Annotated in this window: 22 protein-coding genes; 15 read left to right on the forward strand and 7 right to left on the reverse strand. The window is 60.4% G+C overall.

All coding sequences use genetic code 11. The features are described 5' to 3' along the window. Positions 1–123 precede the first annotated feature (123 nt). From ACQEVY_RS25290 to ACQEVY_RS25360, 15 genes are all read left to right on the forward strand, one after another. The gene (locus ACQEVY_RS25290; RefSeq protein WP_432951743.1) at positions 124–384 is read left to right on the forward strand and encodes a hypothetical protein; all 261 of its coding nucleotides are present in this window, start codon (positions 124–126) and stop codon (positions 382–384) included. Between the two features lie 813 nt (positions 385–1,197). Further along, a complete protein-coding gene (locus ACQEVY_RS25295) occupies positions 1,198–1,524 on the forward strand; it encodes a hypothetical protein (RefSeq protein WP_432951744.1) in 327 nt (108 codons plus the stop codon). A gap of 132 nt (positions 1,525–1,656) precedes the next feature. Then, positions 1,657–1,908: a hypothetical protein gene (locus ACQEVY_RS25300; protein ID WP_432951745.1), complete on the forward strand. Its 252-nt coding sequence runs from the start codon at positions 1,657–1,659 to the stop codon at positions 1,906–1,908. Further along, positions 1,905–2,273 carry a hypothetical protein gene (locus ACQEVY_RS25305; protein WP_432951746.1) on the forward strand — a complete coding sequence of 123 codons (369 nt, stop codon included), beginning with the start codon at positions 1,905–1,907 and terminating at the stop codon, positions 2,271–2,273. Before ACQEVY_RS25300 ends, ACQEVY_RS25305 begins: the two co-directional genes overlap by 4 nt. A 186-nt stretch (positions 2,274–2,459) precedes the next feature. Beyond that, complete coding sequence (locus ACQEVY_RS25310; RefSeq protein ID WP_432951747.1) at positions 2,460–2,597, forward strand: hypothetical protein; 138 nt, start codon at positions 2,460–2,462, stop codon at positions 2,595–2,597. Between the two features lie 15 nt (positions 2,598–2,612). Continuing rightward, the gene (locus ACQEVY_RS25315; RefSeq protein ID WP_432951748.1) at positions 2,613–3,386 is read left to right on the forward strand and encodes a hypothetical protein; all 774 of its coding nucleotides are present in this window, start codon (positions 2,613–2,615) and stop codon (positions 3,384–3,386) included. A gap of 253 nt (positions 3,387–3,639) precedes the next feature. Next, complete coding sequence (locus tag ACQEVY_RS25320; RefSeq protein ID WP_432951749.1) at positions 3,640–3,951, forward strand: hypothetical protein; 312 nt, start codon at positions 3,640–3,642, stop codon at positions 3,949–3,951. 1,032 nt (positions 3,952–4,983) lie between these two features. After that, positions 4,984–5,568 carry an Lsr2 family DNA-binding protein gene (locus tag ACQEVY_RS25325; protein WP_432951750.1) on the forward strand — a complete coding sequence of 195 codons (585 nt, stop codon included), beginning with the start codon at positions 4,984–4,986 and terminating at the stop codon, positions 5,566–5,568. Positions 5,569–5,791: 223 nt separating this feature from the next. Next, on the forward strand, positions 5,792–6,310 hold the full coding sequence (locus ACQEVY_RS25330) for a hypothetical protein (protein WP_432951751.1): 519 nt from the start codon (positions 5,792–5,794) through the stop codon (positions 6,308–6,310). 4 nt (positions 6,311–6,314) lie between these two features. After that, the gene (locus tag ACQEVY_RS25335) at positions 6,315–6,635 is read left to right on the forward strand and encodes a hypothetical protein (RefSeq protein WP_432951752.1); all 321 of its coding nucleotides are present in this window, start codon (positions 6,315–6,317) and stop codon (positions 6,633–6,635) included. 107 nt (positions 6,636–6,742) lie between these two features. Next, positions 6,743–8,215: a DUF3987 domain-containing protein gene (locus ACQEVY_RS25340; RefSeq protein ID WP_432951753.1), complete on the forward strand. Its 1,473-nt coding sequence runs from the start codon at positions 6,743–6,745 to the stop codon at positions 8,213–8,215. A 15-nt stretch (positions 8,216–8,230) separates the two neighbouring features. Next, positions 8,231–9,010, forward strand: a complete 780-nt coding sequence (locus ACQEVY_RS25345) for a hypothetical protein (protein WP_432951754.1) — start codon at positions 8,231–8,233, stop codon at positions 9,008–9,010. After that, the gene (locus ACQEVY_RS25350) at positions 9,007–9,297 is read left to right on the forward strand and encodes a hypothetical protein (RefSeq protein ID WP_432951755.1); all 291 of its coding nucleotides are present in this window, start codon (positions 9,007–9,009) and stop codon (positions 9,295–9,297) included. The genes ACQEVY_RS25345 and ACQEVY_RS25350 overlap by 4 nt, the downstream gene beginning before the upstream one ends. Before the next feature lie 285 nt (positions 9,298–9,582). Next, positions 9,583–9,930, forward strand: coding sequence for a histone-like nucleoid-structuring protein Lsr2 (locus ACQEVY_RS25355; RefSeq protein ID WP_432951756.1), 348 nt, complete (start codon positions 9,583–9,585; stop codon positions 9,928–9,930). A gap of 68 nt (positions 9,931–9,998) precedes the next feature. Further along, positions 9,999–10,154, forward strand: coding sequence for a hypothetical protein (locus ACQEVY_RS25360; protein ID WP_432951757.1), 156 nt, complete (start codon positions 9,999–10,001; stop codon positions 10,152–10,154). A gap of 518 nt (positions 10,155–10,672) precedes the next feature. On the opposite strand, the gene ACQEVY_RS25365 is transcribed toward ACQEVY_RS25360, so the two are convergent. The 7 genes from ACQEVY_RS25365 to ACQEVY_RS25395 all read right to left on the reverse strand — a co-directional run bounded on the left by ACQEVY_RS25365 (position 10,673) and on the right by ACQEVY_RS25395 (position 21,573). Further along, positions 10,673–11,578: a peptidoglycan-binding protein gene (locus tag ACQEVY_RS25365; protein WP_432951758.1), complete on the reverse strand. Its 906-nt coding sequence runs from the start codon at positions 11,576–11,578 to the stop codon at positions 10,673–10,675. Next, on the reverse strand, positions 11,578–11,862 hold the full coding sequence (locus tag ACQEVY_RS25370; protein ID WP_432951759.1) for a hypothetical protein: 285 nt from the start codon (positions 11,860–11,862) through the stop codon (positions 11,578–11,580). The genes ACQEVY_RS25365 and ACQEVY_RS25370 overlap by 1 nt, the downstream gene beginning before the upstream one ends. 65 nt (positions 11,863–11,927) lie before the next feature. Next, positions 11,928–13,505 carry a glycosyl hydrolase family 28-related protein gene (locus ACQEVY_RS25375; protein WP_432951760.1) on the reverse strand — a complete coding sequence of 526 codons (1,578 nt, stop codon included), beginning with the start codon at positions 13,503–13,505 and terminating at the stop codon, positions 11,928–11,930. A gap of 10 nt (positions 13,506–13,515) precedes the next feature. After that, positions 13,516–14,580: a hypothetical protein gene (locus tag ACQEVY_RS25380; protein WP_432951761.1), complete on the reverse strand. Its 1,065-nt coding sequence runs from the start codon at positions 14,578–14,580 to the stop codon at positions 13,516–13,518. A 3-nt stretch (positions 14,581–14,583) separates the two neighbouring features. Continuing rightward, positions 14,584–15,828 carry a Gp37-like protein gene (locus ACQEVY_RS25385; RefSeq protein WP_432951762.1) on the reverse strand — a complete coding sequence of 415 codons (1,245 nt, stop codon included), beginning with the start codon at positions 15,826–15,828 and terminating at the stop codon, positions 14,584–14,586. 9 nt (positions 15,829–15,837) lie between these two features. Further along, positions 15,838–16,638 carry a phage tail domain-containing protein gene (locus tag ACQEVY_RS25390; protein ID WP_432951763.1) on the reverse strand — a complete coding sequence of 267 codons (801 nt, stop codon included), beginning with the start codon at positions 16,636–16,638 and terminating at the stop codon, positions 15,838–15,840. Positions 16,639–16,845: 207 nt separating this feature from the next. Beyond that, a complete protein-coding gene (locus tag ACQEVY_RS25395) occupies positions 16,846–21,573 on the reverse strand; it encodes a transglycosylase SLT domain-containing protein (RefSeq protein ID WP_432951764.1) in 4,728 nt (1,575 codons plus the stop codon). Position 21,574: the final 1 nt, after the last annotated feature.

The following is a 21,574-nucleotide window of genomic DNA, read 5'->3' on the forward strand; positions in this document are numbered from 1 at the left end:
CACTCATCATCTCTATGCACTGACGTCGTAGGGGAGTCGGGCACACAGCGGATTAGGGATGCTCTTCTGTGTGCCCTCTCACCCATTGCGAACAGTCGTAATGGAGTAAGGGGAGGAACGAATATGAGCCAGGGCATTACTGACTATCCGACGGGCAACCCGGACGGCATGTCATTCATCTGTAACCGGTGGGTTTTTACCGGGGCAGAAGGCTACCGAGTCAAGCCGGATAGTGACGACGAAGGCTTGTTCATGGTGGTGCGGTACAACGCGACCGGACAGACCCCGTTCTACGGCGGACGTGGCTTGAGTGAGCGCGACGCGCACGAGATGGCGGCAAGCCTTTCCGGGCGCCCGGTGGCAGGAGGAAACGCCAGTGTCTGAGCGCTACTTCTATTACGAGCCTGCCGACTTCACCGCGTGCGCTGAGCACATGGCGGAATCGTTGGGAGGCTGGTTCCCCGAAACGGCTGAGGACTGTAAGGGGGCTCTCTGGAATTACGAGGGATGGGACATTGACACCCTCGTGAGCGCGCTTAAGGAAAGCGGGGAACTACTCGCTTCCCAGTTCAAACGTCTGGGTGTCCGTATGGGCCCGCCAGACAACCACTGCATGTCACTGCACTAAGGAGGGGCAGAAATGTCCAACAGAGTAGGCGTTCACTACAGCAGCTATGCAGCGGCAGAGGGGATTAAGTGCATCCCCTTCTGTGAAGAGGCGGTAACGCACTGGGCATGTGTTGAGGTCCGGGGAGATAAGCACCACCACTGTCAGGCTCGATGCGAGACACATAGGAAGGAAGGCGAACAGGACACGACTTACCGGTGCATAGCTAGGCCGTAGTCGTCAGTACGGGCACATGGGATTAGGGATGCTCCCGTGTGCCCTTCTGTCCACTGCGTATAGGCGCACTGGCAAACGATGGGAATAGCAATGAACATCATGTTTCGGGTGACGTTCATCAGTACCAAGGGGACGACGCATTACGACTCTGCACTGTGCCCGAGCCGTATTGAGGACCCTCACCAGTTCGCTAAGTGGCGGGCTCAGCGCGGGTTGACCCAGTGCCGAGAGTACGTGTGCGCGCAAGTGACCGAGTTCGACGCTGACGACCAGAAAGGGCACGTTATCAACGTGGCCACGTACAACCGGGATTACTTCGCAAGCGTCCCTCAGAAGATGCCCGCGAACTACTGATGAGCGCTGCACTGTACCGGTATCCCGTCTTCCTAACCGAAGACGATTGGAAGAGTGCGGTAACCGGATATGAGAATCGCGTACGGCGCTTCCGGGCGGCCTCACGACTTGACCAGGCCGAGCGCGTTCGCTCCGCCATGACTGAGGCAGCAGCGGACTGTATCCCTGACGGGAATGAGTTCAGGTACGTACTCCACCTCACGGAAGAGGACTACGGGTTTCTCAGTGAAGCCGTGACCGACCGGAGGAACGGAGTCTCCAGGGAAGTTGTCGAGCGGATCGACCATGAACTCAGCATGGCAGCAGGCGACGCCACCGAGTTGTAACGATCACTCGGAGTAGTCTCCGCCGGCACCGCGTAACCGCACCAGTAGGACCGTTGGGCACGGAGGTTTAGGGATGCACTTCCGTGCCTTTTCCATGCCCGCTCACAGGAGCGGGAGACAGGAGACAAGGCAATGAAGAACACGCGTACAGGCGGTCTCGTCCTGGCAAAGGTCACCCGTAGGCACACGCTCATTCTCGGCAAGAGTCAGGTCCTGGAAAGGGATAGCGTCGTGCAGCTCCGAGACGGACGGGTTGGGCTGCACTATGTCCGTAGGAATGGCGAAACCGGGTTCATTCCGTTCCCGTTCACTTCCTTTGACGACCTCGTGACGAGTAAGCGGGAGTTTGAGCGTGAGTACATCACTGGGGAGGTTGTGGCATGAGTAAACAGACCTACGTCAAGCGCGACGGATGGGGAAATGCAGAAGTGCGCCCCATCGGAGATCCGAAGACACACGAGGGGGACTCGCCGGAATCCCTTGTGGGGCAACTGGTCAACGTCCGGCCGTATTACAGCGTGCCTGACAGGCGGAATGGACTTACGCGTGCGCGTTCTCCGTTCGTCTTCGAAGCGCGCGTTACGGACGTATTCCTGCCCGACATGGTCAAGGTTCGGTACACGTGGGAAACAGACAGTGCCCCGTGGCAGCTTGACGCCATCTTCTACCCGCGAGAGTTGCACCAGGTGCATTACTGCGAATGCCCGGCATGTGTCGGGGACGGAATCCAGGAGCGCAACGGCGCGTGAGCCGTAGCTAGCGATTGACCGTAGAGGGCATGGGAAGTATCACCCGGAATTCCGGACCGGATCACTCATGCCCTACTCGGCCAGTCTCTAGAGACAAGCTCAGAGGCTCAGCAGAGAGGGGGAGCGTTGCTCACTCTGAAGACCATTAAGCGGACATGGTGGGGGTCGGGCAAAGATGAGTCCCTGGTGATCACCTTCATTGACGGTGACGTGATCCTCAAGGGGCGAGTGGTCGGCATCGGTAGCCGGATTTCCGCGCGCACGGACATGCGGCTGCACGAGGACATTCACGTAAACCGCGTGCTGTCCATGGAAGTAATCTAAGGCTAGGGAGACGCAATGTCGGCGAATGAGTGGAAGATCAACCCGCACACGGACAGCATTCAGTACCTCGGGGGGTGGCTGACTGACCCCACCTATCGGGGGTGCATCGTCCGGGAGTCCTCGGGGCGCATGGCTGGTAAGTGGGCCGTGTGCCCACGTGATCCGTGGACCGAGGAAGACCACGCGGTGACGTATGCGGGCACCGTGGAGGAGGCCCGTAAGGCACTGGAGAACGTGACTCCCGGTGGCCATAAGTGCGAGGTACTCGTCAATCAGTACCTCGGCCACTGCCCGGAACGGGCATGCGTCGTCACGTATTCGTGGGAGGACGATAAGCCCGTTCGCGGGCTCCTCCTGTGCCGTGTGCACAAGGTCAAGACATTCGCGGACGCGTTCCGCGTGTCCGTGGAGGAGTGGGAGACCGGAAACGGCCCGATCACCCACGAATCCGGCCCCATCATCGGAGAGCGCATCTCTCCCGCAATGGCTCCCGTCAAGAGGAGTGACTTCCTGTCTCAGCCCGTTATCTGGGGTGACGACTGGGGGAGTCACGTCCTCGGAATGAAGCTGGCTCAGGACGTCATGGCTGCGATTGGCACGGGCGCCGATGATTTCGTGAGCACGGGTGACCTGGTCGTGTTCAAGGGGACCGGAGCCTTTGAAGTGAAGTCCGTTGACGTCATCGAGATTCCAGGCGCCGGAACGCATTACCGCTTCAGCTGCAATGGCGGGGCAACGTACTTGGCCGAACATGACTCGGCTGTGCCGGTTCTCTACCTGCCGTTCTAGCGGTCGCTAGCGGCGCAGTTTGGGGCACGGACGGATAGGGATGCGCGTCCGTGCCCTTTGCTTTGCCTCTAACGAAGGGAAACCGCATGGTGCACATGACCTGTGGAGCGTGTGACGGGCTGGTCCTGGTCACCGTAAAGCAGTGGAGGGAAGAGAACACGGTTCCGTGCCCGCACTGCCCTGATGGTGGCGTTGACCTCGTTCATGCACGACGCCACGCAGACGACATCTAACCGAGAAAGGGACACACGCAATGACCGACCAGGCCCCCGAACTCCCCGAGCTGGACCCCGTACTGAAGACGGGAATGAGCAAGCGCAACATTGCGAGTGCTGAAAAGGCGCTCGCGCGAATTCGTGAGCTGGGCTGGCAGCCGCTTGCCGCGTACCCCGGAAGTGACACCCACTGGAAGGTGCGTTGCCTTCTGGGATGCGCCGAGGGTGGCGCGAACTGGGAAGGCGTCATGTTCTACAGCCACATGCGCCGAGCCCGACGGCACGCGGGGTGCCTTCCTAAGGACCTCCAGGAGAAGGCCGTTGCGGCACTGAACAACGCCCGCAAGTAGTCGGGGTGAGCTTGGGACGTGGTGGATTAGGGATGCTCCCCCACGTCCTTTGCTCGGTCGACTAGTGAAGGGATCACAAATGGGAGTGACCGAAGCCACTGCCACTCATGCGGCAGTGGGCATCATCAGGGAACCTCTGGACTTGCGCGTGTCCATCTATTGGCGTGCGGGTGAGAGGGGATTCCGGATCGTCCTCAAGAATGAGGACATGACCGAGGAATACGGCGCATGGGACGCACAGACGGCAGATCCCATGCCGGGGGAAACCTTGCCCGATGACGAGCTAGATCGTCTCGTGTCGTCGTCTCTCAGCCCTTACCGCAAGGTCGGAAGGGGCTGGACTACCGATTCAGTCTCGTGTGCGGCCCACTTCTCAACTGAGTGGGGCTGGGACTGGAAAACCGAAAAGTTCGCTGAGTAAAGGCAAGGGGAGCAATGCTTAACGTCTGCCGCAACGGCGAGATCATCGAATCCGTGCCGACCCTGACAGAGGCCGAAAGGGTCGTCTGTGAGTCGGCAGAAGTCATGGAGGGGGCTTGGGAGCAGATAGTTCCCCAGGGCCTAAGGACTCTCGGGCGCCTTGTGTGGGAGTACGAGGGATGGAAGGTGGAGCGGGTACAGCCGAAGTACAACACGGACGGGACACCCGGAGGTACGCGCGAATGCGAGATATGCGGGAAGGTCTCGGAAAAGCTGTACGTGTGCGACGAATGCGCTAAGAGTCCTAGCTAGTGCTTCACATGATCGACCGTACGAAAGGGATGCCGTCCGGTCGGTTGTGTTGAGCCACTAGAAAGGGGAGGGAAAGCAAGTGAGAAAGCCTGAGTTCATGCCGGGCGATCGGGTCTCGCACTTCCGTGAGCCCGGTAACGCGGGCAAGGTCGTGAGCATCGAGCAGCGCGGGTTATGGCCGTGTCGTTACTGGGTCTACTGGGTCCGGTGGAGGCATGGCGTCGGCCCTGTGCCGCTGTCTCGTGGGCTGTGGCCCGTGTACCGGACTGACAGTCAGCAGCTCGGGCGCGGTGAGGCTGCGTGAACACGGCAGCAACAGACGAAGAGCAGCTTGATCCTGCCGTTGTCCGGGCCTGGATCGTCAAGCGAGGGCTGCTGATGGGTGAGGACGATGGTTCACCTGTAACCCCTCCTGAGTACCGGCTCTACAGGTACGAGATGGAGCGTGAACGGCGGCTGAAGGAGGTTGCCGTTCGGGTGGAGTACCGGAAGCACGACGAGGCAGCCAGGGAGGCCGAGCGGAGCCGTAGGGCGTGGGTTGCGTCGGAGGCTTTCCGTACACAAGCGGCTCGCGAGTGGGCTCAGCGGAACGGCTTCCGAGTTGGGCAGCGGGGCCGAGTTCCGGCGGCCGTCCTGGTGGCGTTCGTGGAGGCTGCCGAGAAGGGTGAACTCCACCTGTCTGGCCCTGAGTTCAAGACCGGGGACCGTGTCTCTCACTCTCGCTTCCCCGAGCGCATAGGGCACGTGGTGAGTGTCGAGCGGGAGAAGTGGGCGCCTGAGTACGTCTACAGCATCGCTTGGGGCCCTGCGGACGGTCGGACCGTCCCCTATCGCAGTGGGCTGCGGCTCGTCGGCAACCAGCTCGGGGTGGGTGGTGCTCAGTGAGCGGCATCAAGGCCTGGCTCCTGGACGTGGAAGACGCTCGGGCTCGCGGTAGGGGAGCAGCCGGCACCGCGGATTTGTGTGCGCGCTTGGGTGCCTTTCGGGACCTCTGCGCCGAGCTGGGCGACGTGGCCAACGGCTACGCCTGCCCGCTCACTGCCGCTCGCGCCTTGGTGAGCGAGGCCGCTCGGGCATTCGTAGACGAGTCGAGAAAGGTACGTGTGTAGTGGAGTTCGAAACGCTTGCTCAGCTCAGCGGCAATACCACTCATCGTGTCGTCTATCAGGTGGAGTACGCCAAGGAGGACACGGATAAGTGGGAGTTCGTTCCCGTCTCGCAGCACTCGGCCACGCTCGGGATCTGGATTGGCCAGAACAGGGCAGCGTGTGAAGCGGCCGAGTCGCAAGCTCGGGCGTCTCTCGAAACGATCCAGTACGAGCACAGACATACGCGCATCATCCAATTCTCTGCATCCGTGTTGGAGGAGCGCGAATGTGCGCCGATCAAGATTTACGTTGACGAGTTCGAGCCGGGTAAGGCGCTCGTCACCCTGCCGAACGGTGGTGCCCGAATCGGGCAACAGGGCAGCACGTTTTGGATCGACTGTACGGAGTGGGACGAGTCCGAAGCTCACCCGCTCCCACATAAGGGAGGGTTCGCCTCCCAGAAGGACGCAGCAACCTGGATGGCCCGCGCCATGGGCCATAAGGGTCTGCTGAACATCGAGGAAGCAAAGGAGTTCTGAGGCAATGGGATACATCGACTCTGGGATGGAAAAGGAAGTTGCCCGCTATCACGCGGTGGTGGTCGAGCACGAAACCATCATACGAACCGCGCTTCAGGTCTACGTGGAACGGATGGAGGAGGGCGCCAAGGAGGCTCAGGCCGCCTATGAGGCGGGCCAGGCCAACCCCGATGTGAAGGCCGCCCAGGACAAGTCTTACGTGACCAACTTCGGATACAAGCACTTGGCGGAAATGTGCCGTCAGAGTGTCGCGTCCGCCCGCAAGGCATCTGACGACATTCTCAACGCCGTACTTGGTCCCGACGAGGACGACAAGCAGGGCTGAGCCTCTTTGGTGAGGGCCGGAAGGGAAGCTGCTCCGGCCCTGATCCATGGACGCTCACACCCAAGGTGTGGACGTGCAATAAAACCGCTAGATATCGGAGGTCTGGAGTGTTCCAGGAAACCCCGTCATTTGATCAGATGGCCTATGGGCCTATCGGCAAGGCGGTGAAAGATGCTGATCCCTTCACAGAAGCAGACCCCATCGGAGTTCTGGCGGCTGTGTATGCCCTCTACTCGACGGCCCTCGGTGGCACCGTATTTCAGCCGGACGGCCGCCCTGTAGTCGTCTGGACGGTACTTGCGGGGCGCTCAAAGTTGGCGCGTAAGGGCTTTGCCCTGGCTACGGCAGAGGCGATTCTGTCCAAGTCGATCGGAGAGTTCCTGAAGCTCCGCCGTACGGGTGGGCAGTCGTCGGGACCGTCGCTGATCTCCACCGTCTATGAGAATGAACAGGAATCACTGACTAGTGAAGGCGGTCTCGATAACCGGACATTGGTCGTAGACGAGGAGTGGCCGACCACACTGCAACTGACGGCCCGATGCCCGAAGTATCCGGGCGTTCTGCGTACTGCGTGGGACGGCAAGGCGATCCGCAACGTCACGAAGAAGGACGGCAAAACGGTTGTGCAGGCCGTAGAGTCTCCCGCTCTGGGATTCCACGCACACATTCAGCCGAGGCTTTGGGGGCAGTACGTCAAAGATAAGGACGCTGCGGGGGGTACGTACAACCGGCTGCTTCCGGTAATTGTGCGTAAGAGCAAGAAGCTCCCTAAGGCGAAGTTCAAGGGTAAGCCTTTGGACTTCGTGGCCCCGTCTCAACCCCTGAAAGCCGCTTACGATTGGGCTCGTGAAGAGGTCCGAGACATGGAGCTGAGCGACGCTTCGGCAAAGTACTTCGACGCGTTGGCGGAAAAGTACGAAGAGCTGTTGGAAGATATGCCGGAGGACCGAGCCGCTTACGTGGAACGGGCCGATGAGCAAGTCATGCGGATTGCCTGCGTCCTCACAGCAGCAGCGCGTAAGACCGTAATCAGCGTGGAGGCCGTGAAGGCGGCACAAGCTTTCGTCGAGTACAGCGTTAACTCCGTGCTGCAACTGGTTGCCCAGTCTCCGGCCGCTTCGGGGCGGACAGCGGCCCCCCTTGATGAGCGGATTAGGCGGGTACTCCGGGATAAGGGGCCTCAGACGTCGAGTCAGCTCTATCGGGCCCTCAGCTCCCGGTTCCCTGCGGCTGAACTTCAGTCCATGGCTGAGGAGATGCCGGATGTCGAGACGACTCAGGTTCGGGTGAACCGCCCTGGGCAGAACCCCACGTTCTTCCGGTTGGTCGAGCCCAAGCCGGAACCTGAGCCCGAGCCCGTAGCGGTCCCCGCTCAGCGTCGGGCGCCTGCCCGGAAGGCTCCCGCGAAGAAGGCGGCTTCCACGAGGAAGACACCCGCCAAGACGGCTGCGGCTCCTGCGAAGAAGGCCACCGCGGCTTCCCCGCCGGCACCCCGTCGCAAGGCGGTGAATAAGGCCACCACGAAGAAGGCTGCCGCACCCAAGAAGAGGACCACCCAGCCTGTTCCGGCTGGGAACTAAGGAGAGGAACGGATCATGTCCGCAGACGACCTCAAGAAGCAGCTCGCCAAGGTGAAGCCTGGCGACTACGTGACCGCCTTCGGGAAGGACACCCGAGGGCACGAAGTGACCCGAGTCGGAACCCTGCTGGCCGAGCCCAAGGAGATGAAGGCCACCCACAACGGGGTCAAGGTCAAGGCCGTTCGTGTCTGCGTCGGGGAGAAGGGCACCGACCCGGCTACACGTCAGACCTGGACAACACTCATCCCCGAGCACGGGTTCATTCGTCACGCCGAGCCCCCGAAGCCGGGCGAGTGGATTCACGGGGAGATCAGGAACATTCCCGCTGTGCGGTCCGCTCGGTTGGACGTCAACGCACGGCTCCTCTTCGGCGGGAAGGGGGGCAAGCGGTCCTCCGAGCCGAAGGACGACGGCACCCTTGCCGAGATCAGTTACGCGGGAGCTGCACGGTACGAGGTTCGGGCCGTGGAGTCGGGAGAGGTGATCTTCACGGGCTCGCTTCAGTCTCAGGTCTGGTGGGCGCACGCTCCGGAGGAGGACGAGCGCCAGGACCAGGAGCCCGAGGCCATCGAGGACCAGGACCAAGACCAGGGTGACGAAGAGGCCAAGCCCGAGCAAGCTCCACAGTCCGTCAGCACCGCACGCCGGGGCGTGCTTTTCGAGGGTTGGCTGACCGGTGAGCAAGACCCCGGAGACGGCCGATGGACGGTCGTGGACAACAGCCGCAGAAGAGTTATCGGCTGGCTCACCGCTGACCACTCGCAATTCGTAGCGGCGCAGGGAGAGGTGCGATGACCGTGAAGTGGACCACGGAAGAGGCGACTCAAGAAGCAGCCGCTTACGTAAGAGAGGTCACCGAGGGGGCGTTCTTGGTGGAGGTCGACCCCAACTCCCTTATGGAGGTGGCGGGGTACTGCCTCGGAGTGATGGACGCCTACCGGATCTTGGCTGGTCGTGGTGAGATCCGCCCGGAGTTCAGCACGCTCATGGCTCTGGTCCTCATGGACTCGGCGGGCCTGGCTCGTTACCGCGTAGCCATGAGTGAGGCGCGTACGCGCCTGAAAGCGGACGGATCATGGTGACCGTGAAGGGTAAGCCTGCGGCCCCTTCTTCTATGCCCAAAGTGCACAAGGCAACTGCACATGCAGTGCAGGGCCGTTATGAGGCTCTCTGCCGGAAGTGGTGTGAAGGGAAGTGGAGAGAATGAAACGAAGTTGAGTATGTGAGGGGCATATGACAACCTCACCGTGACAGCTTTGAGTCCCAAGACGCAGTAAAGAGACGGGGTTTGGTGTCCGGTAGGGATGCCCGGATACCACCCCCTACACGACAGCCGGTCATTCAACCGGTAGCGAAAGGAAACAGGCATGGCCCAGAAGGTTCAGGTTCTCCTCCTTGACGACATCGACGGCAAGGAGGCGGACGAGACGCTGACGTTTGCTCTGGACGGCAAGTCGTATGAGATCGACTTGACCAGCGACAAGGCGGCCGAGATCCGCAAGTTTCTGGAGCCGTACGTGAAGGCCGGGCGCAAGACCGGTGGCCGAGCTGCTGCCGGCACCCGCAGCCGGGCGGCCAGCAAGCCTGCCCGCCCCGATGGTGAGCCCACTCCGGAGGAGTACCGCGCATGGGCCAGAAAGAACGGCCTTGACGTCAACGACCGAGGCCGCGTTCCCGCCTCGGTCAAGGAAGCGTACGCGGCGGCCAACGCCTGATTGTCAGACCCCCTAGATACCGTGTGAGGCCCGTCCCGAGTGGGGCGGGCCTCTCCCGTAGGAGCATCGTGAAGAACTACAGAGTCACTTGGACCGAGGGCGGCGAGGAACGCACGTCTGTCTCTGCCTACGACGACCCGAGCGCCAAGCAGCGCGCGGAGGAACTGGAGGACACCGAGGGTGTCAGCAGCGTCCGCATCGTGGCTGTGAAGCCGGGGGAGTGACGAGTGAGCGAGAAGGAACGGCACAAGTGCGCTGACTGTTCCGGCTTCTTGCCGGAAGGAAGTACACGCGTCGAATGTCGTCACTGTTCTAAGTGCATCAACCTGAATTGTGGTTGGGGCCACGGTGGAGCCCGTGAGGGCAAGGACGCAATCTAGGCAAACGAAGAAAAGGCCCCCTCCCTTTCGGGAGGGGGCCTTTTTGTTTCTCTCTACCCCAGGTGCACCCCTGCACCTAGTTCATGGTCGGGCTACTCGCCCGACTGTCCGCGAAGCTCAGCGGCAAACGGAGAGTCCTCGTACAGGGCCTTGAGAGTCTTGGTGTCCTCGTGCGAGGCCGCAGCTACACCGACACCGAGCAGAGCCGCAGCGGACGCCACGACGGCTTCCCACGGGACTCCTGGCCAGATGATCAGGAGGACGGGAACGAGCGCCGAGAGCGCCGCATAGATCCGTACCCCGTGCTTGGAAAGAAACGAACCGATAACGTTAATGATGCATCACTCCTTAGTGTGCAGAGATCAGGAGAACAGGCGCTTCCAGGTCTCAGGGCCTGGGTAGCCGTCAGCGTTGCTACCCGTCCACCCCTGTGCCTTCTGGAATGCCCTCACCGCGGCTCGGTCAACGGCAGTCCAATGAGGGCCAGGACCCTGCTTGTAGAACTTGCCGTAACCCTTCTTGACGAGCTGCTTTCCGAGCGTGGTGACATATGAGTTACGAGCCCCAGGGCGGAAGTAATACGCGCCAGGGAAGGCCGGAGTAACAGGCTTCGGAGCAGGCTTCGGCTTGCTCGGGGAAGTGGGCTTAGAGGGGGTCTCTGGCTCCGTCTTGGCAATGGTTGCCTTGATGTCCGCCCGGACCTCGTCCATGTCCATCATCTTGCCCGGCTTGTATCCGGGGTCCCACTTACCAGGGCTGCCCCATTCACCGTGACCAATGACTGACTTCTCGTTCCAGTTGTGGAAGTCGCAAATAGCCGCAGCGAGCTTTCGCAGCGTCGCGTACTGTGCATCGGTCATCTCGTGACTACCGCTGTACCAAATCTCAACACCGTAAAAATGCCTATTGCCGTCAGTGTTGGACTCGTTATCTACGGGAAGCTTCAGCTCGTTCTTAACGGCGTGAAGAACGTCATCGTCCCCGGCGCCTGCGTGATTTGCTCGGCCCCAGCCGACGAGATGAATCGTGCCGTCCTGGCTAAGGCCGAACTGGCACAGAGGACCAGGAAGAGCCGCAGTGCCCGCGTACAGGAGCTGTCGCTGATCCTTGGAGTCAGAGCCAGTGTGGTGGACCATCAGGCCGTGAACGGGACCCCAGGAACCCTTATGGTTCCGGTTGTGGGTCGACCAGTCCTTGTATTCCTTGAACGAAACACCGAACTTCTTGAGCTGCGCCTTAATCTGCGCAGGAGTCATGGGAGTTGCCATTAATCCTCCGTTGGGTTATCCGCCAGCCGGACAACGGCAAGGCGGGCAGGGTCGAGAGAGGTGAGGAGCTGGATCAGCCGGGCGTTTTCCTGCTCAATCCGAGTAAGGCGGTTCTTGATCTCGGTCAGGTCGCCGGCAAGGCGGTCAGCCCGTTCCTTCTGGGCCTCTGCCTCCTCGCGCCAGACCTTCGCGGCGCTGGTTCTGTGGCTTGCGAGGACGACAACCAAAGCCGCAACGAAGGTCGCAAGAGTCCCCGAGATCGAGAAGAAATTTGAAAGGGTCATAGGGGCTCCAGGAGGGCAGCACAAAGGCGGCCCCGGACCGAAGTCCAGGACCGCCCTGAGGGAAATCAGACCTGTACGCGGTCCTCGGAATAGTTGTTGCCGGCCACGGTCGTAATGCCGGTCAGCCGGACTCGTTCGTTGGTGCCTTCCTGGAACACGCCAGCCGTTAGGCCGTGCAGGTAAGCCGCAGTGACATTCACGTCTCGGGCATCGGCAACCCTGAGGCCGTACTGAGGACTCGTATTAGCTGTGCCCTGGTCGTCCGTGCCTACGTAGCAGCCAAGACCGGTGACGATGACCGGAGCACGGTTGAGCAGGGCCAGGCCCGCGAACTTTCCACCACCAGGACCACCGTTGCGCCCATCACGGCGCGTCTGAAGAGCGTTGATGATGAAGGGCCCGTTACCGGTCGCGTCGACCCTCACTCCGTCCCACCCATTACGGTCTGTCGAGCAAGCAGACATAGTCATAGAACCGCTGCCGGGCCAGTTACCCCAATCGCCAGTGATGTGGAATCCGTAGCCTCCGCACCACTCCACTCGGCAGGCTTCAAGGATCGTGTTAGCGGAATTGGAGAGACGGATACCAGTGGACCAGCAGCCAATAACCTGAACATCAAGCATTGAAAGGTCAGTCTGGCGATCAAAAACAATGCCGTTCGCCTTGCAGTTGTCCACCATGACAGAGTGAAGGCGCCAAGAGTACGGCCATTCACCGCCCGCATTTGAGCCAGTGATGATGCCATTGTTCGGCATCTTTCGAATGCATACGTCCCTCATGACGACGTTTTGTACATTGCCCTCGGCATAAATACCGTCAAGGGTGCCGGTAGGCACCTTGGAGCCGTCGAGCATCAAGTTGAAGATGCGCTGTTCGCCGTTGATTGCAGGGTGAGTTCCGTCAGCGTCTCCAATGATCTGAATCATGGCGCCAGTGGTGAAGCTCGGAAGGGCCTGGATGTAGCAGGGGAAATCGTCGTCTCCCATCCCAGGGCCGATCATGAGATTCGAGTGACTGCCCATCAGAGTCACACCGCGGGGAAGGTCGAGCGTTCCAGAGATGCGGTAAACGCCCCTGGGGAAGTACACGACACCACCGGTGCCGGCTGCCCGGATGGCTGCCCTGATGGCTGCCGTGTCATCCGTCGTGCCGTCGCCCCTGGCCCCGTAGGCAGGAGCCCGAACGTTGACCCAGTCGACCATGCTCGGGGTCTTGGCCACGGAAGGAAGCTGCTCCTCCAGGACCAGGCCGAAGGCGTCCAGCGTCGCCAGGCCGTTAGCGGCCCCCTTCTGGGCATTGAACTCGGCAAGGGCCTGGTCCTTGCTGCCGTGTGGGTCCTCGGCAGCCAGATGGGCACTCAGGCGCTCGCCAACAGTGCTTGAGGTGACGGCCACTCGACCGCCCCCGAAGTCGAGCCACAGCCGTTCTGAGCCGTCGTCAGGTCCCTGGAACTCCGAGATCATCCCGTACTCGTCGGCCACGAGTTCGGTGATCGCGCCGCCCTCTGGGCTGAGGAGGTCGGTTACCTGTGTTGCGCCCTCAGAGGGGCCGTCCCAGACCGTTCCCGTAGCACCAGGAACCCGGACGCCGGAGGCGTCCTCTGCCACATCAGAGGCGGTACCACCGAAGATATTTCGTGCCATGAATTACCGCCTATTCAGTGATCTGGTTCGACTCGATGACTCCAGAGATCGAGAATGTTGAGCGAGCAGGAAAGCCCCTGAGGCCGTCGAGTCCGCCAGTTGCGGTCTCGACGTTGGGTACGTGCAGGAGGAGAGCGGAAGTCCCCGGCTCGGTAGTCGCCGTGATTGAGAGCATGTTCGGCAGGCCCGCGCTTCTTTCCGGGTTGGCCATGTACCCGTGCAGCACCTGTATGGCCTTCTTGTTCGAGGCCACAGGCAGGGTGATCCCGGAGCGCCAATTAGAGCCACTGACCCAAGCACCGGAGTTACGGTCTACATCGATTCGTGCAGAGAACCAAAACGTATTAGGAGCGATCCAACGCCAGCGTCCAGTACGGAAGTTGGTTGGCAGGGCACTGACGTTGAGAACACTGGGGGTGTAGGTCTTGGACTTACCGAGATGGCGAGTGACGAGATACGCGTCCCTGCCGTTGAAGCTCTCGGTCTGCGCATCCCCGTTGGCATTGTCCATGTTGACGACGAACGAGCCGCGAGGAAGAAACGCAGCCGAATTTCCAGCATTCCAAGGGACTGAGACGCTAGGAGCCGAGTCGAAAGGCATGCGACCAGCGATCGTGACCGATGCATTGTTCGCCGCTGCGTCGACCTCGTACAGAGGCATTTCCCAGAGTCCGCCTGCCTGGCGCCGTGGCTGTGGCGCTACAGGAGAAGCGGCAGGCGTACCCGTGACGATGACGAGATTCACTGCACCCTTGGCCATGTCCGCCTGAAGGACAATCAGATCCTTACGCGGCCTGGTCGTGGAGTTGTTAGGCACTGTCACGCCTTGCGTGGCTGTAAGGCTGTAATAGAAGCCTCCGACCCAAGCTTTTCCAGGGTTAACCTGGACTGTGCGCCCGTTCACGATGGTCGCCCAAAAGGGAAGGCTGGTGCTTCCGTACGTGTTGGCAGTGAGCTGGAAGTCAACTCGGTCCGGTCCCCAGAGCTTTGCCATGGCTTGCCACTGCGTCTGAGACACGACCTTTGCGCCGCCGTTGGCGTTGTCCTCATTGAATGGGTAGCTAATCTCTGCCATTCGTCACATCCTCGCCTCTAGCTTGCGCAACTTCTTTTGCATGTCATAAACGGTCTTGTAGAGATTCAGCGGCTCACCGCTTCCCTGCTGGCCGATCTTCGGATTCACGTCCTGGGTATTTCCACCGTCGTCAACGGAGATCGTGACCTCACGTACGACATCGCTGTACTCGGTGCCGTCTACGGCCACCGTCACCTTGTCGCCAACAAAGTAATCTCGACCAAAGAGGCAGTCGGCTGTGTCGATCGGGTAAATCTGGAAGTTGCCACTCATCACGCCCTCTTCAAGGGCGTTTGAGGCAGCCTCCTCGGCCGCTTCCTTGGCGTTCTCAAAGTCCGCAGCCGTCATCGTCGCGTCGGACTTCTTCGGCTGTCCCGTCGCCTTATCCACGACAAGCTGAATGTCTCGACGGTCAATGAACTGCTCGACCTGCATTCCCCACTCAGCCTCAGCGGCAGAGTCAACCTTCTGGTAGTAATACCGGTCCAGGTTCTCGCCAGCACAGCCGACAATGGCCCTGGTGACCTTCGGCGCATTGAGGGTCCAGATGTATTCGCGAAGGTTCCCCAGTTCCGGGCTGAACCGGATCTCCTTGGAGCGATCCCGAGGAGTAAAAATCTCAAGGTCAACCAACTGCGTAGTGGCGTTGTAGATGAAGCGATAGGCCACGTTGCGGGCCTTGAACCACTCCTCAAGCTTTGCGCCGATCACATCGAATCGAAGAGTGTCTGTGATGGGGTAAGCCGGAAGGGGAGGCTCAACAGGTGCAGTCATGTTGAGGCCGCTTACCCGCCGATTTGCGAGGGCCCCGCTGCCAAGCGCGTTGTAAAGCTCCTCATAGATGGCGGAAGGACCGTACGTCTTTCGGACCAGACGGCTAGGCAGCCTCGCTAGGTACTGCTGAGAGACGGCCTTAGAGGGATCAGGAAAGGCCAATCGGCGGTAGGTCAGCGCGTTATGACACTTGCCTCCGATGTAGAGAGAGCCGGGCCCCGTGTGCTGGACCTTCGTCCAATACTTCTGGAACACATCTACCTGCCCCGACAGCAGCGGCTTAGAAACACCGTCCTGCCAAATGGCGATGCCCCCGCCCTTCTCGATGAGATCCGACTGAGGCGTGTCGTCCTTGATTAGGAGTTGCCAGATTCCCTCTTGGGCCAGTCGTACGGTGAAATCAAGCGAGATCCATTCATCAATCTCGCCAATGCGCTTCAGGTTCTTGTCGAATACCTCAACTCGGTAGCCCAAGGCTCCCCCTTACACGTAGCTCGCGTACCGGGGGTAGAAGGACAGGACCACCGCGGCCTTGCCTGCACCGGTTACTACGGACACGCTTGCATTCGTATCGCCGGGCTCGACCGGCCAGAACTGTGGATTGGTTTCCAACTTGGACCAATAGTTAACGCCCGTGTTGTCTTTCACGGTCTTCTTGCCGGGCCTCGTATCGATGGTGAGCACTCGCCCGGAGGGCACGAGATCACTACCATCAGAGGGAGGAGAAGCCTTGACGACTTCTCCAGTCGGGCCGGTTAGGTTGAACGACTTGATGGGCCCATGAAGCTCCCAGATGGGCCACGCCTCGATATCCCCTGGATTATCTATGATGAGGCTTTCTCCAGGACCACCCATCACACCGTCACTGAGGTGCAGGGGGAAGAATCCCGTGGTGGTGCTGAGCAGAGCTTCGCCAGTGCCGAAGTCCCACCGGACGGACTGAAGGCGACTCGGATAAAACCAGGGGTCCATAGCGGTGAAATTGAGGCCGTACCTAGCCCACGTGAAGCCAGCCGTCTCCCCTTCGGCCCCCTCCATACCGCCCTTGTAGTAAGCAGATATCTGCCGAGTCCTATTGTTGCCCTCGGTGAACTTAAGGAGGCAGTAACCCCGCTTGGGGTTGAGGGCTTGGAATAGCTTGCGCTTCAGTTGGTTGACGGACTGTCGATCAATGCCGTGAAGGTAGACCGGAATCATGATCTCTCGGGCAGCAGCCCGAGCAGACCGGTATATAGAGCCGTCGAGATTCGGGGACTCATCAGAGAAGAGACCGAATGCAGGCATGTCGAGCCCGGTAGCTCCGGGCTGCATGATGATGGATGGCCAAGCCGAGTTGTCGAAGGCGGTCAGAGGGATTTCCTCCCCCTGACCGTTGTTCCCTACGATTGAAACGCTCGTCCGGCCCCAAGTGACGGGTGCCGGCGCCGTTGGTCGGGTGACCACTGGTGGCGCTGGCCTGACCTTCACCGGAATTGGCATGGAGCCCCCTTACTACAGATTCGTGTAAAGAGCCTCCGCTGTCTGGAGAGCCCTGAGCACTGCCGCAGGAGTCGGCTCCATGCGTGCTTCGTGTACGTGGATTTCGTACTTCTTTCCGTTCAGCAGGGCTTCGGTGTCCTCGTTGTCGAAGACCCGCTCACCCCCGCCAAAGGCGACGAGTTCACGACCCCTCTCACCGACCATTGCGAGGCCAGGAGAAGCAGACATGGTGCCCGTCGCATATCCCGTGTTCCCTGCAAGTACCGACTGCCAGCGCGAGCCATAGCGGTTTCGCGCATAGTTGAGGCCCGCGTAAATGTTGGCGAGAGGGTTGACCGACGTTCCATATAGGAAAGGACCCGTCTTCTTGAACATCCCGGCATACGCCTTGAACGTTGGGCCGATGACCTGCATAAGACCGACCGATGGATGCCCTGCTGCCCAGTTGGAATCCCACTTGTTGACGATGTTTGGATTTCCACCCGACTCCATCTGAATACGGTGCAGAACCGTGCTCAGGGCAGTCCCAGGGAGGCGGAGCATGGAGAGGGCCTGAGCCGCAACGGGGGCCCATCTCTGGGCCCCGGAGCCCTTGCCAGCAGAGACCATGTCGGCTCCGAAGTCAGGAACCTTGGCGCTCAGCTTTGCCCCGCTGGAGAAATCAAACAGGCCCTTGGTATTGGGCATCGCTTCCTGGGCATTGCTCATGAAGCCGTCATAGACCCGCCTGGCATAGCCAAGTGGAGAGCCCTTGATGTCCTTGACGGTCGAGACCATCCCAATCAGGTTGTTGTAACTCCCGGAGACGATTTCTCCGATGTCGTCAAACAAACCTGTGAAGGTGTCGATAGGGTTTGTGGCCATGTCCCAGATGGCGCCGAGAGAGTCAGTCGCGCCACCCCAAAGGTTGTCCCAAACCTTGCCCAATGTCTCCGTGCTGAATAGGTGGCTGAGGTAGGTCTTTCCGCGATCGACAATGTCTCCACGGCCCTTCCAGACGTCATCCCAGAAGTAATCACCGATGACAGGGCTGAGGGTTCCGCCGAGGATACCGGCGATCTGACCGATTCCAGACGGGACCTTCTTGAGGAGCGTGTAAACGTCCTCGGTCATCCAGTCATACATGCCCTTGAACTTCTGGGCACCGACCGCGCCACCGATCCTGGCGGAGTGATCACCAGTGCGGAGAATTCCGCCCTGAACACTTCCACCCAGAGGGTTAGACGTCCCATCGAGCTTCATTGTCTTGAGCATCGCCTTACCGACTGGCGCGATGTTCTGAAGACTGATTAGCTCCCTGATCTGGTCAAGGTCGAACTTTCCACCGCCGCCGCTAGTACCGCGAGCGTGACGCGAGATCTTCCCTCGAATGGCGAGAGAGTTCCATGTGTTGATGGTCTCCTCGCCAATTTGGCTCGCGACCTCGGGGCGAAGAACCGCCTCGCCAGGAGTAAGCAGAGTCGGAATCTTGTCCGCCCACGGCTGATAACCGGGCATGACACCCGCATAGGAGGGCTCAGACCGCTTGGCAACACCACCGCGGGCCTTCCTGGAATTGCCCCCGCTGCCGCCTCCACCAGGAGACTTCTTCGAGATATTCCCGAGAGAAGTATCAAGGCCCTGGGCTTCCTTCTTGGCGTCCTCCAGCTTGTTAGCCAGATCCTTGACCCGGTTTATCAGGTCCTTGAGGGACCGGTTGTTGAGGAGCCCGACACGGCCCGCGAGAGAGCCGGCACCTGTGCCCTGCCCGATCTTGTCGTAAGCCCCGTCCGCTGCACTGGTCAGCTTCCTGAACTCCTGGATGACGTCGGTCAGGCGACGCTTGTTGAGGTTCGCCGTGCGTCCAGAGGTGGACGAGGACATGCCTCCGTCACCGATCTGATCCGCAGCCCGCTTGGCAGCGTTCCGGAGGTTGTTGACGGACTCCGTGACGTCCGTAACCCGCTTCGCGTTGAGGTTCCCGACACGGGTGTTGTCGGAAGTGATCTCCTTGCCCGCGTTCTGTGCAGCCGTCTTGAGGCCGTTGAACTCAGAGGTGATCTTGTTGAGATCCTTGCCATCCAGGTTTCCAACACGGGTGTTGTCACTGGTGATCTGCTTACCGGCCTCTTCAGCCGCAGACTTCAGGGCAGTGAACTCCGCGGTGACCGAGTTGAGGTTCTGGCTGTTGACCTTGCCCAGCTCCGAAACAACGTCCCGCGCGGCCTTCTTGACCTTGTCTAGCTCCTGGTGGAGCTGGGCCAGAGAGGTGCTGTTGGCCTGCTGAGCTTGGGTCTGGATCTGGTTGACCGCGTTCTGAGCTGCGTTGGCAGCCCCCTGCACAGAGGCGTTGCCGTTGCCGGCGAGGGCCGCAGTGATCTGCCGCATGGACTCCCGGTTTGCCTCGCGCAGCTCGTCCCGGAGCCGCGAAGCCTCGTCACGGGCCTCACGAATCTGATTCTCGAGTTCCCGGATCTGGCGCTGTCCGTCCTGCTCTCGGGAGTCACGGCCCATGAAGCCGTCGAGGAGCCGCCTGCCAGTCGTACGGCTGTCGCCGTTCCGGTTGGTGGTGCGCTGCTGCTGGTAAGCCTCACGGCCTGCCTGACGAACGTCACGGCGGGAAGCCCCGTTGCCCCGAGCCTCGTTCCGAGCGTCCCGAGCTGCACGCCGCTGGCTACGGATGTCCCGCTGTCCCTCGTACGCGCTCACACCAGCTCGTGTCAGAGCAGCAGCAGGAGCGAAGGCCCGACCGACAAGACCAACGGCCTTACCGAGCACCTTGGACAGGAGCCCTACAGCCAGGATCAGGGGTCCCCACTGGAGCAGGAACTCAGTGATCGGCCCTGCCAGTTCGCCTAGCCCAGACTCCTCGATCCAGGTAGCGGCTCGGTCGATGGTGCTTATGAACGTCTCGACACCATCAAGGAACAGGGTCAGGAAGTCGTCAACCTTCGGAGCCCACTTCTTTGCAAGCTCCTGCACCTGATCCAGGAGTCCACCAGTACCCGCAATCTTGTTACCAAGATCCGTGTACTGGTACGTCCCGTCCTTGCCCTCTTCAACGAAGAGATTTCCGAGTTCGAACGAGGCCCTTTCCTTCATCTGCTGAAGGCGACCAGTAATGGTCTCGCTGGTCATCTTGGAAGCGAAGCCACGCGAACCCGAACCCGTCTGAGACCCCTTGTACTTCTCGGGATTCCAGTAGTTGAGCATCGCGTTCATGATCTCGGTACCGCTGACACCGCCACCCTTAGCGGCAGGAGTACCGATGACCTTCCACATCTCCTGAGCGTTCTCGAAGCCAAGCAGCATTGCGAGTTCAGAAGCAGGCATACCGGAGGCCGCTGCGAGCTGCTTGACATTCTTTGTCGGCGCCCGATCCATATCCATGATCATGTCCATCGCGTACATGGCGCGCTGGAATTGCTGTGGATTCAGGTTTCCGGCTCGGGCCATCGAGTCACCGATGGCCATAATCAAGTCAGTCGTTCTCGACGCAGCATTGTTGGCTGCACCCGTCCGCGTTGAAGCGTCCTTGCTGTACCAATCCTTGTCAGCACCAGCGACGGAGCGAATCAGCTTCATCTGATATTCGTGCATGACATCGATGCTGAAAGGAGTGTCGATTGCGAAGTTCTGGATGGCTGCCATCTGCGCAGCAGACACACTCTTAGAGACACCCGCAGAGGAAAGGCCGAGCTGACCCAGCAACCTCTTATCGGCGTTCTCGACACCGATAGCAGTAAGGGCAGAACCAGCAGCCGCCAGAGGGGCGAGGAAACGAGTTGAGAGGATGTTTCCAGCCTCATTGATCGACATACCCACCTGATCAAACCAGGTACCCATACGCCTAAGAGACGTCTCAGTCTTCTTGAAATAGCTCGTCGTCGTGGTGTTGGTCGTGTTGATGTCGCGCTGAATATCGCGCATCCGGTCACGGAGGTCCGTCATACGTCGCTGCTGGGCAGCAATGCCGTCCTGAAGGGTGGCCCGCTGTGCGGCAGCCTGTTCCCGGAGAGCAGCTATCTGAGCCTGTACCGCAGTCCTCTGAGCCTGGACCTGCGCCTGAAGGGCCATGCGCTGATTTGCGGTCTGCTGCTGCATCTGTGCGCGGTGCATAGCCGTGGCCTGCTGCATCTGCGCAATCTGAAGACGAGTAGCCTCGCGCTGCTCGGCCACCTGCACGCGGTTAGCCTCACGGAGAGCCTGAATCCTCAGACGCTCTTGAGCCTGCTCAAGGCGGGTCTTGTCCCGCTCAATACGTGCGTGCTCGGCCTGAGTTGCCCGGAGGGCCCTCACACGGTCTCTCTCCAGGCGCTCAGCGGCAGCCTGCCTCTGTCGTGCGGCAGTCTCCTCCAGGCGCACCGTCTCACGCAGAGCCGTCTTCGTAGCCGCAGAGGTCTTACGAAGAGCCTTCTCCTTCTTCTGCTCAAGGTCCCGGAAGGCACGGAAGCGCTTAGCGGCTTCCTCGCCAAACTCACGGGTGATCTGAGCCTCAATGCGCTGGATATCCTTCTGGGATTCCTTCTTGCGCTTCTTGGTCTGCTCGTTGGCCTTCTTCGCAGCCTTGTCTACCTCAGCCGGCAGAGCCGCAAGGCCCTTCTTCGCGCCCTCGGAAATATCCTTGGCAGCCTTGGCGCCGAGCTTCGCCATCTCGCCAGAGACCTTGCGGCGAAGGTCTTCCACGTCCTTCTGAAGGACCTTGGGAATGATTTCGATGAAGCCGGTGCCGACCTTGATAGGTCCGCGTCCCTCAGCCATG

Origin of the sequence: Streptomyces sp. CA-288835, assembly GCF_050936385.1 — a bacterium.
Taxonomy (GTDB): Bacteria; Actinomycetota; Actinomycetes; order Streptomycetales; family Streptomycetaceae; genus Streptomyces.

Coding starts and splice junctions, on each gene's coding strand:
- ACQEVY_RS25290 (WP_432951743.1), top strand. CDS start 124: ATGAGCCAGGGCATTACTGACTATCCGACGGGCAACCCGGACGGCATG.
- ACQEVY_RS25295 (WP_432951744.1), top strand. CDS start 1,198: ATGAGCGCTGCACTGTACCGGTATCCCGTCTTCCTAACCGAAGACGAT.
- ACQEVY_RS25300 (WP_432951745.1), top strand. CDS start 1,657: ATGAAGAACACGCGTACAGGCGGTCTCGTCCTGGCAAAGGTCACCCGT.
- ACQEVY_RS25305 (WP_432951746.1), top strand. CDS start 1,905: ATGAGTAAACAGACCTACGTCAAGCGCGACGGATGGGGAAATGCAGAA.
- ACQEVY_RS25315 (WP_432951748.1), top strand. CDS start 2,613: ATGTCGGCGAATGAGTGGAAGATCAACCCGCACACGGACAGCATTCAG.
- ACQEVY_RS25320 (WP_432951749.1), top strand. CDS start 3,640: ATGACCGACCAGGCCCCCGAACTCCCCGAGCTGGACCCCGTACTGAAG.
- ACQEVY_RS25335 (WP_432951752.1), top strand. CDS start 6,315: ATGGGATACATCGACTCTGGGATGGAAAAGGAAGTTGCCCGCTATCAC.
- ACQEVY_RS25345 (WP_432951754.1), top strand. CDS start 8,231: ATGTCCGCAGACGACCTCAAGAAGCAGCTCGCCAAGGTGAAGCCTGGC.
- ACQEVY_RS25350 (WP_432951755.1), top strand. CDS start 9,007: ATGACCGTGAAGTGGACCACGGAAGAGGCGACTCAAGAAGCAGCCGCT.
- ACQEVY_RS25355 (WP_432951756.1), top strand. CDS start 9,583: ATGGCCCAGAAGGTTCAGGTTCTCCTCCTTGACGACATCGACGGCAAG.
- ACQEVY_RS25365 (WP_432951758.1), bottom strand. CDS start 11,578: ATGGCAACTCCCATGACTCCTGCGCAGATTAAGGCGCAGCTCAAGAAG.
- ACQEVY_RS25370 (WP_432951759.1), bottom strand. CDS start 11,862: ATGACCCTTTCAAATTTCTTCTCGATCTCGGGGACTCTTGCGACCTTC.
- ACQEVY_RS25375 (WP_432951760.1), bottom strand. CDS start 13,505: ATGGCACGAAATATCTTCGGTGGTACCGCCTCTGATGTGGCAGAGGAC.
- ACQEVY_RS25380 (WP_432951761.1), bottom strand. CDS start 14,580: ATGGCAGAGATTAGCTACCCATTCAATGAGGACAACGCCAACGGCGGC.
- ACQEVY_RS25390 (WP_432951763.1), bottom strand. CDS start 16,638: ATGCCTGCATTCGGTCTCTTCTCTGATGAGTCCCCGAATCTCGACGGC.
- ACQEVY_RS25395 (WP_432951764.1), bottom strand. CDS start 21,573: ATGGCTGAGGGACGCGGACCTATCAAGGTCGGCACCGGCTTCATCGAA.